We start from the raw sequence: 15,000 nt of genomic DNA, 5'->3' as shown, positions 1-15,000 counted from the left end.
TAATAACGTCGCAATGAGATGGGCGACGCCCGCTCATCCCAGACGTCTGCTTCCATTCTTACTTCATTCACAACTGCACTACATGAGCGCCGTCGAATAAAAAGATATATTTTCCGGTTACCGGTCGCTTCCAGATCGTCTCGACGGCTCTGGCGTACAAGTCAAGCTGCAGCCGGTATTTTTCCGCCGCCCGATGCGGAGAAGCGCCTTTTAGCCGGTCCGTCTTGAAATCCACCAACACGAGGCCGTCGCCTTCGTCAATCAGACAGTCGATTACGCCCTGCAGCATCACGATCTCGTCCGACAACCCGCCCCGTTCCGGACCATAGACGTCTCGCGCAGGCAGCCCGAAGCTGAACGGCGTTTCCCGGTGCACCCGCTTGGCATGAAGCAAACGCCGTCCCAGCTCGCTTTCAAAGAACGTCACGATCACCGCGGGGTCGACCAGACCGCACTGCTCCTCCGTTAGCAGCTCTCGCTGCACCAGAGAGGCCAGCAGCTCGCGGACGTCGGATTCCGAAGGGAGCCGGTCCATCGGCATATGCTGCATCACGGTATGAAACACCGTTCCGCGCTCGGCCGCATTTGGCCCGCTTCGCTCCATAAACCGCGGTCTTCGGACAATCATTTTGTGAAAAGCTGCGCCATCGGCTCCCCGTCCGGACCTCTCTTCCGTTCCCGGTTCTCCGGACTCCGTCCCGACCCCCGGCCACAATGCCGCAGACGGCTCGTCCGACAGCAGTTCAAGCAGCTTCCCGTGCTCCGAATGCCGCTTCAGCTCCGTAACGGACGTTTTGGACAGCACCAGCGTCGCATCCTCCCGGGGGTAGCTCCAGGACAAGCGCCGCCATACTTCGTGCTCCCACCGCTCCGTATCGTCGACCGGCTCCAGCCGGACCACCGATTGCCAGCGGGTATCGGCAAAGCTCACCGTCGCCGCAGCCTGGGATATCCCAGCGAACAGCTCCGGCCTCAGCAGGCGCACCTGCCATTCGGAAGGCTCGCCGTCCATAAACGACCATAGCCGATAGTCCAGACCGGCCGCTTCTCGGAGCGGTTCCGCGTCAGGGTGCCGGATCAGCGTAGGACCGATCCAATCCAAATAACAGCGGGCGCCCGCCAGTGCGTCGTCCGGCAGCGTCAGCCGATCATGCAGGACAAACCGTCCCCACGCGTCCAACTGCTTCTGCAAATTTTTGACCGAAGCGATCAGGATAAGCTTCTCCCTCGCACGGGTCAGCGCCACATACAGCACCCGCATTTCTTCGGCCAGCATTTCCATTTCGATTTTGCGCCGGATCGCCAGCCACGGCAAGGTCGGATAACTGACCCGCGTGTCCGTCTCCATCAGCTTCGGCCCGAAGCCAAGCTCCTTGTGCAGCAAAAAGCTGTCCGTCAAATCGCGCCGGTTGAACGCCTTGGCCATTCCGGCGACGAAAACGACGGGAAATTCCAAACCTTTGCTTTTATGGATCGTCATGATGCGAACGACGTCCTCCTGCTCGCCAAGCGCTCTCGCCGTTCCCAGGTCGCCGCCGCTGTCCTGCATCCGCTCGACAAAACGCAAAAACCGGAACAGCCCGCGAAACGACGTCTCCTCGTATTGCCGCGCCCGGTCGTAAAGCGCCCGCAAATTGGCCTGCCGCTGCGGACCACCGGGCATGGCGCCGACAAAATCGAAATAGCCGGTTTTCCGGTAGATGTCCCAAATTAAATCGGCCAGCGAGCTTTGCTGCGATTCCAACCGCCACTGCCCGAGCCAATCGAGAAATGTCCGCAGCTTGCGCCGCGTTTCCGGGTTCCGCTGAAATTCGTCCCCCGTCCCGTCGCTCTCACAGGCCTTTTCGGCTTCGCATGCCGCGAACGTTTCGGCAGCCTTGTCTCCGCGGTCCGGTTCGGAACCCGCAGCCTCTCTCGGCGCGTAGGCCCTCACGGCGTCGAAGTACGCCCCGTGCGGCCGGCATATGCGAATATGCGCCAATTCCTCGGCGTCGAGCCCCACGATCGGAGAACGCAGCACGGCGGCCAGCGGAATGTCCTGAAACGGATTGTCGATCACTTTGAGCAGCGACAATACCATTTGCACTTCAACGGCAGTAAAATACCCGGTGCTCAGCTCCGCGTAAGCGGGAATGCCCTGCTGCCGCAGCTCCTCGATCATGACGGGCGCCCACTGCTGCGTCGCCCGCAGCAAAACGACGATGTCCCGGAACTGGGCGTCGCGCATGCCTTTGGCGGATTTGTCGTATACCTGCCGGCACCTTCCGCCGTCCATCCCCATCATCTCGCGGATTTGCCGCGCGATATACCGCGCTTCAAGCTGCACCGTCTCCAGTTCGCGCACCTCGGCTGCCGCATCGTCCGCGGGCTCCTCCGCCCCGGCGACAAAGCCCTCCGGTGAATCCCCCGCGTTCTCTCCCGGCGCCCCGGCGTCCTGCGGCGTCCGGTCGATCAGCACAAGCTCGGCCGCAAATGCGCCGCTTGCGTTCGGCGGCTCGGGATAGCCGGCCCCGTATACGAGCTCCGCCCGCTCGTCATAGTCGATCTCGCCGACGTCTCCGTGCATCAGCTGACGGAAAATAAAATTTGTACCGTCCACCACTTGTCGGCGGCTGCGGAAGTTGCGCGCCAGATCGATGCGCTGCCCCGGCCCGCCGCCATCGGTACGGTAGCTTTTGTACTTCTCCTGAAACAAGCCCGGCTCCGCCAAGCGAAACCGGTAAATGCTTTGCTTGACGTCCCCGACCATAAACCGGTTGCCCGGCGCGTCCTTGGCAATCAGTTCGACAATCGCTTCCTGGACGCGGTTCGTATCCTGGTATTCGTCCAGCAGCACCTCGGCGAACTGCTCCCGGTATTCTAGCGCTGCGTCGGAAGGAACGGGCTGCTCGGGCAGCGATTCGTCGGCGCTGAGGATCTTCAGGCAAAAATGCTCCAAGTCCGCAAAATCCACAAGACGCTTGCTCATTTTGGCCGTCCGGTACCGCTCGCCGAAATCGATCACTAGACCGATTAACGCCTCCATAAGCGGTCGCATCGTCCGCAGCTCCGCCTCGTACTGTTCCGGCGTCCGTCCGAACAATTCTTCCTTCAGCTCGCTCAGTCTGTCTTTGACCTCGCCCCGCATATCCTTCACTTGCTCCTGAAGCGCTTTGTCGAAGCCATCCCCCCGGCAAGCTTTCAGCTTGCCGAAAGCGGCGCCTTGAAACGCATGATACAGCGGTTCCCATAATCCTTCGACGGCCAGCTCCAGCAGTTCGCCGACGACCACGCCGTCATCTTGTAGATTGGCCAAATACGGCACCGGTCCTCCGGGCTGCTCTGCAATCCGCACGGCTTCCCGAAGCCGCGACGCCATAGCCTGAAGCTCCAAGCGGACGTACGCAAGCAAGCTCGCCAGCCACGGGTTGTCGCCGGAAGCGACGGGCCGCTCGAACATGCGAACGCACTCGTTCAGCCAATGCTCCGGCCACGGGTGGCTCCGCGAATCGTCATACAGCCGCTGCACCAGCGAGAACAGCGCGTCGTCGTTTTTATCCCCGCTGAACGAATCCGCCAGCCGCCAGAACAAATCGCCTTCACCGGCTTCGCCGTACCGCTCCTCCAGCAGCTCCTCCAGCAAATCCTGCCGCATCAGCGCGCTTTCCGTTTCATTGGCGATTCTGAAGTTCGGATCGAGTCCGATCCGCTGGTAATGCCGTTGAATGACCTCCATACAAAAGGAGTGCAGCGTCGTAATCGACGCTTGCGGCATCAGCGCAAGCTGCTTGCGCAGGTGATCCGAGCCCGGATTGTCCGCCAGCGCCTTCTCCAGCGCCTCGCTGATCCGGTGGCGCATTTCCGCCGCTGCCGCCTTGGTGAATGTAGCGACCAGCAGCCGGTCTACGTCGAGCGGCTCGCGTTCGTCCGAAATGTGGCGGATAATCCGCTCGACCAGCACGGCCGTTTTCCCGGAGCCCGCAGCGGCAGCAACGAGCGTGGAACGGCCGCGAACGGCGATGGCCTGCCATTGTTCGTCCGTCCAGGTGCTGTTCTCCGGCTTCGGCATCGTTTCCGTCATTGTTCGTTCCCTCCATTCTCGTTATCCGGCTCGCCCGGGACGTTCTCTTCCTCCGGCTCCACTATCCGGCTCTCTTCCGCAGTCGGCCGTTTCGCGGCGGTGCGCGGCCGGTAAGCCGCTCCGGCGGAGCGGGGAGCGGAAGCGGCCTTTTGCTCCATCATTTCCCATATCCGGTCTTTGCCGATCGGCGTAAGCTGCTTGTACGCATTGCCGTCGAGCTGCGTGTCGAATTGGCATACGGAACGGTATGCACACATCGTGCAGGCCGTCGCTTGGCCCATCCGGTAAGGCGCAATCTCGATAGTGCCGTCTGTTAATGACGTCCCGATCTCGCGGATCGTCCGCTTGACGTACCGCCGAACGGTGCTCCACTGTTCCTCGGAGGCGACCGACGACGTTTTATAGAAGCTGCCGTCCGTCTTGAGCGCCACCGGCAGCAGGTCGGAATGCCCTCCGGCTTCCAGCCCCCCGTCCATCAGCCGGACCGTATCCGCGTCGGCGCGCAGCAGCCCTCTCATTTTGAACCGCTTCTTCAATTCGCTGTCGATCTCTTGGGCGGAAAGCCCGTTTCTTGCGTTCAATACCGGATTATGTACATGAAAGTACAAAACGCCCGCCGGCTGCGCTTCGTGGCCGAGCCAGATCGGGGCATGCGTCAGAATGACGTCCAAATACGTGAGCATTTGCAGCGATAACCCGTAATACACTTCCGTCATATTCAGCGCCTTGGCGCTCGACTTGTAGTCGATCACCCGCAGCAGCGTTCCTTGTTCGGTATCCGCCCGGTCGATCCGGTCGATCCTTCCCCGCAGCTCCATGTGCACGCCGTTGTCCAAATCGTAAAGCAGCGGCGGGATCGGCTGTCCGCTCCCGAAGCCGACCTCCAGCCCGATCGGCCGGAACTGTCCCCGCCGGGCGTGCTCGCCCAGCATCAGCGCCGCCCGTCCGATCACCTGCTTGAGCTTGCGAGCAATATAGGAATACCGTTTGGAGCTGAGCAAAATTTCCCCCTGCAGCTTCGGCGCAAGCGCGTCGACGACAAGCGCCGCCCGCTGTTCGCATTCCGCAGCCGACAAGCCGCCCCAGTCGAACCCTTCGCGCTCCGCCTGCTCCGCAAAATTGGTCAAGGCGGCGTGAAACAGCTGCCCGATATCGGGCGCTTCCAAGCGAAAAATACGGCGTTCCTTCAGCCGCAGTCCGTGAGAGACGAACTGGGAGAACGGACACGCGACAAAGCGTTCCATCCGCGATACGCTCGTCTGAATGATTTCCCCGTACAGCTCGCGGCTCGTTTCGGCACTCAATTCCTTCGCCCGGTTCGAATAGAGCAGAGCCTGCACCATCCGCGACAGCTTTAGGGCGTGTTCGGGTTGGCGGGCGAACCAATTGTATACCGACCACCAGACGGCGTTCATCGGAGCCCCGCCCATCCACTGCTTTAGCTGCACGATCAGCAGGGACAAGGCTTTGTCCGGGCGGGCGACATATTCCATTTGTTCGCCGGCGTGGCTGTCAGGCGTCGGATCGTTCAACAGCAGCCGCTCCTGCAGCGACGGAAACATCCGCTTCACCTGCCGGATCACGTCCGAAGGCAGAAGCGACCTCCCTTCCTCGTCTGCCAGCGGATAGCTGAGCCATAATCCGTGCGAAGGCGCGCAAAACGCGCAGTAGATCAGGAACGACTCGTCAAGCAGCCGCCTCCGGCTCCCTTCGGCGGTCTGCAGCCCGTTTCCGGCCAACTGCTCGCGCTCCGCTTCCGACAGGACGCCGCTTTCGGGCATTTTGGCGGGCATGACCCCCTCGCTTACGCCAAGCACGAACATGTGCTTGACCTGGCCGGAACGGGTCCGGTCCATGCTGCCGACCAGCACCTGATCGAGGGTAGGCGGGACATGGCCGAGCTTGATGCTTTCGAGTCCCGTGTCCACCAGCTCCGCGAACGTCTCCGAAGTCATCGTCTCGTCTCCCATCAGCTCCGCGAGCTGATCGAACATATCGACGACACGCTCCCACACTTGGGCGTGCTCCCGCGCTTTCTCCGCTTGTCCCTGCGCGAGGGACGCCTGGCTCCAAGCCTCCAGCCGCTCCGGCACCCGCAACTGCTCCAGCAGGCTATACAGCGCCTCCACCTGCTGAAGCACCGTCGCTTTCCGGCGCATACGCTCCTGCAGCGCCCCGAGCGGTTCGGCCACCAGCCTGCGGCAGGCGTTGAGCTTGCGCAGAAACGCCTCGTCCGCCTCGCTCGCCTGCGTCTCGTCCTGTTCTAGCGTGGTCCGGTACGAATACTTCCAATCCTTCATCCATTTGTGTCCTTGAATGCCGAAGGCCAGCACATAGTTTTCGAGCTGGTCCATCGCATGCCGGTCGATGATCAAACCATCCTCCCGCTCTTTGGCCTCGCCGAACGGTAGAAAAAATCCGGTTTTGACCGCACGAAAAACCGCTTCGTATTTCAAATAATGGTTGACCGTTTCGAGCGCGGAACGAATCAATTCGACGAGCGGGTGATGCACAACCGGCCGCTTATGATCCAAAAAGTGCGGGATGCCGTAGTCGGCAAACGTGCCGGAGATCAGCTCGCCATACGATTCCATGTTGCGGACCGACACGGCGATGTCGCGCCATCTAAGCCCTTCGTCGCGGACGAGCTTGACGACGTCCCGGGCCAGCGCCTCCACCTCCGCCCTGCGGCTGGCCGCCGCCGATATGCGCACGGCCGGCGGCCGGTTATCCCCCGGCTCGGGTCGGAACGGCTTTTTCACCCGCTCCTCCCATTGCGCCTCCAAAAAGCCGAGCGACGGCGCCTCCCGGAACCTTGCCGGAGGCGAAGACGGCAGGATGATCGAGGCTTCGGTTTCCACTTCCAAGGCATCCAGCCGCTCCCGGAGCGTCTTCATCGTACGGGCGGTCGGATGGAACAAATCCAGCTCGTGTGGCTGCTCCCCGCCCGCGTACGGACGGTTCAGGCAGAGCGTCATCGTGACCCGGCCGGCGTGCAGGGCAAGCTGCTCCAGGACGGCGAGCTCCTGAGGCGTGAACCCGTGAAATCCGTCGACCCATATTTCTGCACCCCGCAGATACGCCGATTCGCCGACTTGGCGGGCCAGCAGCGTCAAATAATCTTCCCCATCCAAGTACAGCTTGGACAATTCCGCCTCGAATTCGCCGTACAGAAGCTGCAAATCGTGCAGCTTCTCCGGAAGTGTGCCGGAAGCATCACCGCCGGAAACGAAACGCGACGAATAAAACTGCTCAAGCTGATCAGGACTGATGCAATACCGTTTCAGCTCGGCAAATAGCTCGTTCAATTTATCCAGAAAGCCCGTTTGTCCCGCCGATGCTTGAAAACGGCGCAGACGTTCTTTTTGTTTATGTAAAATGCGGTGAAGCAGCAGTTTTTTACCTGTTTCATCGATCGGCAGGCGCGAGGTGCCGCCCACCTCCTGCATGACACGCCAAGCAAGCCGCCGGAAGCTGAGCACTTGAGCGCGCAGCGTGCCTCCGAGCTCCGGGGAGGACACCAACGCATATTCCGTCTGAAAGCTTGCCTGCTCCGGCACGAGCCAGATCAGCGGCGCACCGTCCGGCTGCTCCAGCAGCTTTTGTTTGATCGCGCTCAGGCAAAACGTCGTTTTGCCGCTGCCCGCACGGCCGAGCACAAATTGAAAAGCCATAGTCGCTCCTCCAAATTTCGCTTCAATTCACGTAACTCTACTATTCTACCAAAATGTCGGACATTGCGGAAAAGACAGGTTTTGGTATAGTATAGCACAATCGAATACACCGGAACACCCGTTCCGCCTCAGCTTATCCTTTGGCTGCGGTATCGGCTCGGCAAAATAGGAAAAAGCCGGGAAAAGGGCTGCCCTATAAGACAGCGCACTTTTCCCGGCTTTTTCCGCGTGATTGAAGCTTGAAGTTTTCTAGAAACGTTCCCGCTTTTGTTGAAAACGGGCGATCGCCTCGTATTCCTCCTGCATGTTTCTCGCGATTTTAATGTAGATGGGCAGAAGCTCATGGTAGATTTCGGCATGCTCCCGTATCGGCTTATGCACATGCGTTGCGCCGACCATCCGAGAAACGATATGCAGCGAATCCGCTCTCCCCGTCGCATATAAACCAAGCACGACAGCTCCGAGACAAGAGCTTTCGAAGCTTTGGGGGACGACCACTTCCTGATCGAAAATATCCGCCATGATCTGGCGCCAGAGAGAGGAGCGGGCAAAGCCGCCCGTGGCTTGAATTTTTTTGGGCCGCCCGATCCGCTCCCCCATCGCCAGCAAGACGGTGTACAGATTAAAAATAACCCCTTCCAGTACGGCGCGGATCATATGCTCCTTGCGATGGTGCATCGTCAAGCCGAAAAAGGAGCCTCTTGCATTCGCATTCCATAAAGGAGCGCGTTCCCCGGTCATATATGGATGAAAAATCAAGCCGTCGGAGCCCGGGCTCACCTTCTCCACAATTTGCGTCAACAGGTCGTAGGCGTCGATTCCGAGACGCTTGGCCGTTTCGACCTCCGATGCGGCAAACTCGTCCCTCGCCCACCGGAACAGCATGCCGCCATTGTTGACCGCTCCGCCGATGACCCAATGCTTTTCCGTCAGGGCATAACAGAAGATTCTCCCCTTCGGATCGGTTGAAGGCTGGTCGATCACGGTGCGGATCGCGCCGCTGGTGCCGATGGTCGCCGCCACAACTCCGGGCTCGATCGCATTCATGCCAAGGTTGGAAAGCACGCCGTCGCTCGCGCCGACAATAAACGGGGTCGATCCGGCAAGGCCCGTTTCTTCCGCGAAAACGGCTTTTATTCCTTTCAGCGCATACGTCGTCGGGACAAGTCTGGACAATTGATCTCTCGATACCCCGGCAACGTCCAGCGCTTCCTCGTCCCAGTCCAGCTTCTGCAAATTCATTAGACCGGTCGCCGAGGCGATGGAATAATCGACCACGTATTCGTCGAACAGCTTGGCAAACACATATTCCTTGATCGAGATGAATTTGCCGGCGTTTTGAAACAGCACCTGATGATCGTGGCGAAGCCACAGCAGCTTGGAAAGCGGCGACATCGGATGGATGGGCGTCCCCGTTCGCAAATAGATCTCATGCCCGTTCATGTCCCGCTTCAAGCGTTCCGCCCAGGCGGCACTTCGGTTATCCCCCCAGGTAATGCAGCGCGTTAGCGGCTTGCCTTCGGCATCAACCACGATGACGCTGTGCATGGCCGAGCTGAAGGAGACAAACAGGACTTGCTCCGGCCTCGCGGCGCTTTGCACCATTACGCGCTTCAACGTTTGAATCACTGCGCGGAATATGCGGTCCGGGTCCTGCTCGGCTATAGACGAAGTAGGCATATACAAAGGGTATTCCTCGTCCGCCTTGGTGACGACTTTCCCGTTTTCCTCGAATAAGACGGCTTTCGTGCTGGTCGTTCCGATATCAACGCCAATCATATAAGTAGGCTGGCTCAATGAAATAACCCCCTTTCTTATTCTTAAACCACGACGCTAAGGAGAAGAATGAAAACCAGTCCCACCACGGATAAAATCGTCTCCATCGCCGTCCATGATTTTAAAGTTTGCGATACGCTCATGTTAAAAAACTCTTTGACCATCCAAAAGCCCGCGTCATTCACGTGGGACAATACAAGCGATCCTGCGCCCGTAGCCAGCACGACCAGTTCCACATTCACGCCCGGATTCAGCGCAAGGACGGGAGCGACGATGCCTGCGGCCGTCGTCATCGCAACCGTGGCCGACCCTGTCGCGACACGGATGAGAGCGGCGACAAACCATGCGAAAAAGATAATGTTCACATGCGCCTGAGTGGCCATCGCGGCAATAGCGCCGCCTACCCCGCTGTTAATCAATACCTGCTTAAAGGCTCCGCCGGCCCCGATGATCAGAATGATCGTTGCGGTCGGGGCTAAGCATTCGCTGGCAAAGCGGGAAATATCCTCTTTCTTAAAGCCCCTCGCAAAGCCGAGCGAAAAGAAGGAGAAGACGACCGCGATAAGCAGGGCGATAATTTCATGGCCGATAAATGTGCTAAACCGGGTGAGGCCGCTCGTCGCTTTCGGGTCGATAATGGTGGCGATCGATCCGATCAGCATGAGAAGGACGGGCAATAAAATCGTGAACAGTGTGATCCCGAACCCGGGAAGGCCGCGGTTATCCTTCGCCGCGAATTGCTCGGCCAAATCGGCCGGCGGCTCTACCGCCAAGCGTTTGCCGATAAATTTGCCAAACAGAGGGCCGGCAATAATGGCCGTCGGCAGCCCGACCAGAATGGAATACAGAATCGTCTTCCCCAGATCGGCATTATAAGCGGCAATGGCAATCATCGGCGCCGGATGAGGCGGAACAAGCCCATGCACGGTGGAAAGCCCGGCCAGCAGCGGAATGCCGATTTGCAATAATGACATTTTCGTCTTGCGCGCCACGATAAATACGATAGGAATCAACAGGATAACCCCAACCTCGAAAAACACGGGAATCCCTACAATAAATCCGACGATCATCATCGCCCAGTGAACGCGTTTTTCGCCGAACCGGTCGATCAGCGTGGTTGCGATCCGCTCGGCGCCTCCGGACTCCGCCATCATTTTGCCGAGCATCGTTCCGAGCCCGATGACGATTGCAATCGTTCCGAGCGTGCCGCCAAGCCCACCTGTAACCGCTTTAATGATGTCCTCAGGTTTCATGCCGGCCAAAAAACCTAAAAGCAACGAAGAAATCAAAAGCGTCACAAAAGGATTCCATTTGAATCTGGCGATCAGAACGACAAGAAAAACGATGGCAAGTAACGCCCAGATGATCAAGGTCAAGTTGTGATCAAGACCAAAAATTCGATTCATAAGCAGTTCTCCTTATATTCATGCGAGCATGGTTCGGTATCCAGAGTATGCCCAATTTATAGAATGGCAATGAATTTATACATGTATACTTGTCGACAAGTATGGGCAGTGAAAGCCACATAGCAGCGCCCTTTTAAGGAAATCTGCTATGAAGCGTTTTATGCGAATCCGCAAAATATTGCTGAACGACGGATTGAATGACGGTAACGTCCTTCGATTCGAGCCCGGCTACAATCGACCGGTGCTTATCGATGACGGACTTGAGTTTGTTCTCGCCTTTGGAGAATACCTCCGCCGTCGTAAGGTACATGACGGTCAACACGATTTGGCGGATGCTTTTCCACAAATGCAAGATCCTTGCATGTTTGGCCTCCACGATGATCGATTCGTGAAAGGAAAAGTCCAAATACGAAAATTCCTCGATATCGCGGTGCTTCATAGCCAAATCCATTTTGTCGATGTTCCGTTTCAGATTGGAGAGCAGCGACTCATGGTTTCCTTCGGCCAATCGCTGCTGCGCAAAGCTCTCGATCAAAAACCGGACGTCATATAGCTCTTCGACATCCTGTGAGCTTAGACCGTTCACGACGGCGCCCATTCTTTCCAGACGAATCAGACCTTCGTTTGACAACGTTTTCAACGCTTCCCTGACCGGCGACCGGCTTGTTCCGAATTCCGCGGCCACCTTATTTTCCGATATGACTTCGCCCGGCTTTATGTTCCCGGCGATAATTTGCAATCTTAAATCGCAAGCCATACTTTCTCCCAAAGATAACCCTTGCAACCATACAGCAGGATAACGCATGAACAACTCTCCCATACAGACCGTTTTTCGATAACTGCGATAAGGTATCGTAGACAAGTATTTTTAGATTTTATCACATAGTTATGAAACGAATCCATCAGGTAAATCGATCTTACGAATTTCTTACGACTTCATGACCGCCAAATTCATTGCGCAGAGCAGCCACTACCTTGCCGTGGAACGTATCGTCTTCCATGGACCGGTACCGCATCAGCAGGGACAGCGCGATGACAGGCGTGCTGATTTCCATATCGAGCGCCGTCTGAACCGTCCATTTCCCTTCTCCGGAGCTTTTCATGATTCCCCGAATCCCGTCCAGCTTAGGATCTTTAGAAAACGCGTTTTGGGTCAGCTCCATCAGCCATCCCCGAATTACCGAACCGTTCGCCCACACCCGCGCGACCTCTTCGTAATTGAAATCAAATTGGCTTTTCGATAAAATCTCAAATCCTTCTGCAATCGATTGCATCATGCCGTACTCAATGCCGTTATGGACCATCTTGAGAAAGTGCCCGCTGCCGTGGCCGCCGGCATACAAATAGCCTTTGTCGACCGCGATGCCTTGAAACAGCGGCTCAATGGTTGCAAACGCGTCTTGGTCTCCGCCGATCATAAAACAGCCGCCATGGGCCGCGCCCTCCGTGCCTCCCGATGTTCCCACGTCGAAAAAATGGATGCCCCGCTCCTTCAGCTTATCCGCCCGGGCCACCGATTGCTTGTAGTGGGAGTTCCCGCCGTCAATCACGATATCTCCTTGCTCCAGCAACGGACTAACCGTGTCGATCACCTGATCCACAATCGGACCGGCCGGAACCATAACCCAGACGATGCGGGGAGCTTCCAGCTTCTCCACCAGCTCGTTGACGGAAGCGGAAAGCTCTGCGCCGCGTTCTTGCAATTTCTTTCCCGGTTCGGGATTGACGTCGTACACCACTACCTCATGCTGCTGCTGAAGCAAATTTTGCACGAGGTTAAACCCCATTTTTCCAAGTCCGATCATCCCAAGTTTCATAAATTATCACCTCGATAAATATTGTGTACTTGTATACAAGTATTCATGTGTTCAAAAATAATATACCTCTATCCCGCCTGTCTGTAAACTACGAATTGGTCTGCTCCTCTGCCGGGAGAGTGCCGGATTTCGGATCAGCTCCGGCTTGCACTGGGACAAATGCCTTGCTCGCAGAACGTATGTTTGGTAAGATTGTGGGAAGATATAACAACGTAACGTTTGAAACGGAGGAATTTGATATGATGCCGCTTGCCGAACAAGACTGGAAGCGTGATGCGGCGGACGCCGCCTCCCGTGGCTCGGCCTCCGCCTTAACGGCTGCCCTGGGCCCGGTCCTCGGCACGCTGCCCGATAAACAGGCGCGCGCCGTCAAGCACCAAGCGCTGCAAGTGATCGAAGCCGCTCTGTCCGATCCGAAGCGGCTCGTCCGCCTGGCTTCCGGACTTGCGCAAACTGGGGACGAAACGGCGCAGGAGCTTGCCGTCTTTCTTTTGTCCGGCCATTACACAGCCGCTCCCGACGAGACGGCCGAACGGCTGCGTTTCTTGGCGGACAGCCCGCACGCCACCGTCCGGCGCTGGACGGGCGAGGCCTGCGGAACGCTACTGGTCAAGCAATTTCACACGTTTTATCCACAGCTGGCCGCTTGGTCAGCCTCGCCTCTGCCGCACGAGATCGCAGCCGTCGCCAACGCTATCCGGATCGCGGCCAAAACCCGCAACCCGGCATGGAGCGGGCCGCTGCTGGATTTAACCGAGCAGCTGATGTCGGGCGTCCCGTTCCCCGCCGGAAAAGCAAAAAGCCCGCTCACGCTCGGTGAGGGGCTTCTCGCTTCGTATCCGGAGGAAACAGCTGCACGGCTTGACGTATGGATCGCCAGCGCGAACGAGGCGGTCCGCATCCACGCGGCGAATATGTATGCTTCAGCCGCAGCGGCTGAGCATTGGGACCTGCTCGCGCCCGGCTTCACCAAGCTGGAGCAGAATGTGTCGCCAGCGGTCCGCAGAGCCGCCGCCCGGGCCCGCAAACAGCTGATGAAACGGCTGCCGCCGGAACAATCCGGCGAAGCCCTTTAGTCCGCTACGTCCAGTCGATCGTCTGGAACGTGCCGGTGAGCGCCGACTCCCGCGCTTTCAGGCAAAGGAGCGCGCTTAGCAAGCCATCGTCCAGCGTGCTGACCGACTCCTCGGTGCCGCGGATCATATTGACGAAATTTTCCGCAAGCGCCGCGTCGCCGCCAAAATGGTCTTCCGCCGCATCGATCTCGTACGTTTCTACCCGCGGCGTGTGATGCATGAATACCTTGACGACACCGGTCGTAAAGTCGAACTCGACCGTTCCTTTGTAGCCGAGGAACCGCGCGCCGCGGGAGCCCGCTTTTTGCCGGGCGAAAAAGTTCTGCGAGTACGACACATGCATCCCGGTCTCGTAACGGATCAATGCGCTGCCCGAGTCTTCATTGCCCGTATCTTCGGCAAAGGCGCAGTAAGGCCATTCCTGCTCCATTGGCGTGCCGACCGTGCTCTCGGCGCACGTTTTGTTTTCCCCGCAATCGAGACACCGGAGCCCCGCAGGCTTCGTGCCCTTGAAAATTTGTTTGGACGTCATCGCGCAGACGCTGACCGGACGAAGCCCGAGCACATGGTTAATATAGTCGAAATCGTGGGTCGCCTTTTGCAAAAACAAGCCCCCCGTTTCGTTCTCGTCCCGGTACCAATTGTGAAAATAGACGCCGCCGTACGGAACGTTGTTGACTGCTTGGACATGCTCGACCGTCCCGATTTTGCCGGAATCGATAATTTCCTTCACCAGCTTCACGATGGACGTGACGCGCAGCGGGAAAGAGACGATCACCGGCGACGGACAGGCCTCGAAGCCGCGCTTCAAGCGCAGCGCATCCTCCATCGTCGTAGCGACCGGCTTTTCGAGATACAGCGGAATTCCGCTCGGCAGCACCTTCAGAGCCATCTCCGTATGCAAGGAGCAGCGCGGGCCGATCAGGACGCCGTCCGGCTTCTCCTGCTCAAGCATCTCCTCGGGCGTCTCAAACAGCCGGATTTCGCCCGATCCTTCCGTATCGTTCAGCACCTTATCCTTGCGGATGTCGACAACCGCCGTAACCTTGCATTCGGGGTTGGCCTGCTGCACATATTTCAGCACCCCGCGTATTCTCGCTCCATAGCCAATGACAGCCAATCTCATGTCTGACTCCTCCTCCAGGCAATCCGTATGTTAATGGGTTAGGTTCACTTACCCCCATTATAGAA

At 58.0% G+C, this 15,000-nt stretch carries 8 protein-coding genes; 1 reads left to right on the top strand and 7 read right to left on the bottom strand.

What is annotated here, in order from left to right:
- Positions 1-67 precede the first annotated feature (67 nt).
- The 6 genes from addA to gnd all read right to left on the bottom strand — a co-directional run bounded on the left by addA (position 68) and on the right by gnd (position 12,733).
- Entirely contained in the window at positions 68-4,060 is a 3,993-nt protein-coding gene (addA, locus tag ET33_RS04680; RefSeq protein WP_036677139.1) for a helicase-exonuclease AddAB subunit AddA, read from the bottom strand.
- Complete coding sequence (addB, locus tag ET33_RS04675) at positions 4,057-7,734, bottom strand: helicase-exonuclease AddAB subunit AddB (protein ID WP_036677136.1); 3,678 nt, start codon at positions 7,732-7,734, stop codon at positions 4,057-4,059. The genes addA and addB overlap by 4 nt, the downstream gene beginning before the upstream one ends.
- 249 nt (positions 7,735-7,983) lie before the next feature.
- A complete protein-coding gene (gene gntK, locus ET33_RS04670; protein WP_200879180.1) occupies positions 7,984-9,531 on the bottom strand; it encodes a gluconokinase in 1,548 nt (515 codons plus the stop codon).
- Between the two features lie 23 nt (positions 9,532-9,554).
- Entirely contained in the window at positions 9,555-10,916 is a 1,362-nt protein-coding gene (locus tag ET33_RS04665) for a GntP family permease (RefSeq protein WP_036677134.1), read from the bottom strand.
- Between the two features lie 133 nt (positions 10,917-11,049).
- A complete protein-coding gene (locus ET33_RS04660) occupies positions 11,050-11,721 on the bottom strand; it encodes a GntR family transcriptional regulator (protein WP_036677131.1) in 672 nt (223 codons plus the stop codon).
- Positions 11,722-11,833: 112 nt separating this feature from the next.
- Complete coding sequence (gene gnd, locus ET33_RS04655) at positions 11,834-12,733, bottom strand: phosphogluconate dehydrogenase (NAD(+)-dependent, decarboxylating) (protein ID WP_036677128.1); 900 nt, start codon at positions 12,731-12,733, stop codon at positions 11,834-11,836.
- A 239-nt stretch (positions 12,734-12,972) separates the two neighbouring features.
- Here gnd and ET33_RS04650 point away from each other — a divergent pair, with 239 nt between their 5' ends.
- On the top strand, positions 12,973-13,809 hold the full coding sequence (locus tag ET33_RS04650; RefSeq protein WP_051775107.1) for a hypothetical protein: 837 nt from the start codon (positions 12,973-12,975) through the stop codon (positions 13,807-13,809).
- A 4-nt stretch (positions 13,810-13,813) separates the two neighbouring features.
- On the opposite strand, the gene ET33_RS04645 is transcribed toward ET33_RS04650, so the two are convergent.
- The gene (locus ET33_RS04645; RefSeq protein ID WP_036677125.1) at positions 13,814-14,935 is read right to left on the bottom strand and encodes a Gfo/Idh/MocA family protein; all 1,122 of its coding nucleotides are present in this window, start codon (positions 14,933-14,935) and stop codon (positions 13,814-13,816) included.
- Positions 14,936-15,000: the final 65 nt, after the last annotated feature.

Origin of the sequence: Paenibacillus tyrphae (assembly GCF_000722545.1) — a bacterium.
Lineage (GTDB): Bacteria > Bacillota > Bacilli > Paenibacillales > NBRC-103111 > Paenibacillus_G > Paenibacillus_G tyrfis.
This window is presented reverse-complemented; position numbering and strand designations above follow the sequence as displayed.

What these genes read in the sequence shown, in the direction of transcription:
- ET33_RS04665 (WP_036677134.1), bottom strand. Translation starts at nt 10,916, where the DNA reads ATGAATCGAATTTTTGGTCTTGATCACAACTTGACCTTGATCATCTGG.
- addA (WP_036677139.1), bottom strand. Translation starts at nt 4,060, where the DNA reads ATGACGGAAACGATGCCGAAGCCGGAGAACAGCACCTGGACGGACGAA.
- ET33_RS04660 (WP_036677131.1), bottom strand. Translation starts at nt 11,721, where the DNA reads ATGCGTTATCCTGCTGTATGGTTGCAAGGGTTATCTTTGGGAGAAAGT.
- addB (WP_036677136.1), bottom strand. Translation starts at nt 7,734, where the DNA reads ATGGCTTTTCAATTTGTGCTCGGCCGTGCGGGCAGCGGCAAAACGACG.
- ET33_RS04645 (WP_036677125.1), bottom strand. Translation starts at nt 14,935, where the DNA reads ATGAGATTGGCTGTCATTGGCTATGGAGCGAGAATACGCGGGGTGCTG.
- ET33_RS04650 (WP_051775107.1), top strand. Translation starts at nt 12,973, where the DNA reads ATGATGCCGCTTGCCGAACAAGACTGGAAGCGTGATGCGGCGGACGCC.
- gnd (WP_036677128.1), bottom strand. Translation starts at nt 12,733, where the DNA reads ATGAAACTTGGGATGATCGGACTTGGAAAAATGGGGTTTAACCTCGTG.